The organism is Oleiphilus sp. HI0067 (assembly GCF_001635735.1).
Window position 1 is genome coordinate 1 of record NZ_LWFI01001026.1, and the last position, 1,267, is coordinate 1,267.

Genomic DNA, 1,267 nt, shown 5'->3' on the forward strand with positions numbered 1-1,267 from the left:
ATAACGATTATCATTTGTATTCCTGTAAATAGGAGAAGATACGATGGGATATTACATATATGCGTGGTTAGAGGAAGGAAATCCGAACTTAGAGATCGTCGACGCTGAGTCAAAGCGAACGTGTATGAGGTGGGCCTACTCTGAAGCACGTCAGAAAGGAAACGTCGCAGATAAGAATGAAATTCAGAAGTTATTTCGGCAGCTATTGCTACTCACATGTCAGCAAGAATTGAGTAATTGCCGGGTGTTTGGGATGCAAGATGTATTTGGCGACCCCGAATTAATGCTATTGGAAAGGATTGATCGCTGTGGATATTAACTCAGCTATGTACATAGCTATATCTGCCACTTGGAGTTTAAGGGATATGCAGTAGACTGCTTTTCGATATCAGTATTCTAGTTGTGTGATTACAAGCTAAATAACGGCTGCAAAGCACTCTAATTGAGGAGGACTGACATGTAGCTCTTTTGAAGATGGGCCGCCCGCATTTGCATGCGCTTTACGAAAAGCTTCAGATTTGGTCCATGCGCGAAATGCTTCTTCCGACTCCTAAACTGCACGTGATGAGATCAAGGTGTATTCTTCGGTAGTTTCGCCTTGCAGTAAATTAAACGATTTAAATCCTAGTACCTCGCTTAGAAAGGAATCGCGATTCTTCCAGATCTCGATAAAGTCTTTCTCACAACACAGTTTGATTTTGAAGCGGTTCATTGCGATGTACACGTTTGTACTCCTAAGCTATTTATTAAGGACAAAGACTACGCCTTGTTATTGGTTGAGGTGAAGTTCTTTTTGAAGTTTGTTGGTGAGGTTTAAAGAGGCTAAGCGATGTGACTCGCTGAGATAATAACGCAGCTCTTCTTCATTTTGACGGTCGGTGCATTGAATCCACTTCGTTCCTCGATTCGCAAAATAGGGAGCAGGTCGGTAACCACCTTTGTGCTGTATAAATTGAAAATCTAGTTCGGAAGTCTCAAATGAAAAGGTAGGCGTTTTGTTTGCCCCATTCCAACCTCCGATTGCGAAAAGTTCTAAACATGAGCGCCTCCCCATTGCATACCATAGTTCGTGCAGGGTAGATTGGCGCAAAATCGATTGAACTGGTTGTAGGTCATATGGGTATTTGGATCTCGCAGCCTTATTTTTCTTTCTGAACCAAAATACTAATCAAGGCTAGGAGGGCGGACCCTAACATCAGAAATAACGACACAGCGTTTAAGACTGGTGTCGATCCTTCTTTAAGTCTGTCATACATCGCGATAGTTA

At 42.4% G+C, this 1,267-nt stretch carries 1 protein-coding gene and 1 pseudogene; one reads left to right on the plus strand and one right to left on the minus strand.

Going from position 1 to position 1,267, the window contains the following annotated elements; all coding sequences use genetic code 11:
- Positions 1-43 precede the first annotated feature (43 nt).
- Complete coding sequence (locus tag A3739_RS13880; RefSeq protein ID WP_068473085.1) at positions 44-319, plus strand: hypothetical protein; 276 nt, start codon at positions 44-46, stop codon at positions 317-319.
- A gap of 96 nt (positions 320-415) precedes the next feature.
- Here the strand turns inward: A3739_RS13880 and A3739_RS13885 are convergent.
- A pseudogene (locus A3739_RS13885) lies at positions 416-724 on the minus strand (antibiotic biosynthesis monooxygenase).
- Between the last annotated feature and the right edge of the window lie 543 nt (positions 725-1,267).

What these genes read in the sequence shown, in the direction of transcription:
- A3739_RS13880 (WP_068473085.1), top strand. Translation starts at nt 44, where the DNA reads ATGGGATATTACATATATGCGTGGTTAGAGGAAGGAAATCCGAACTTA.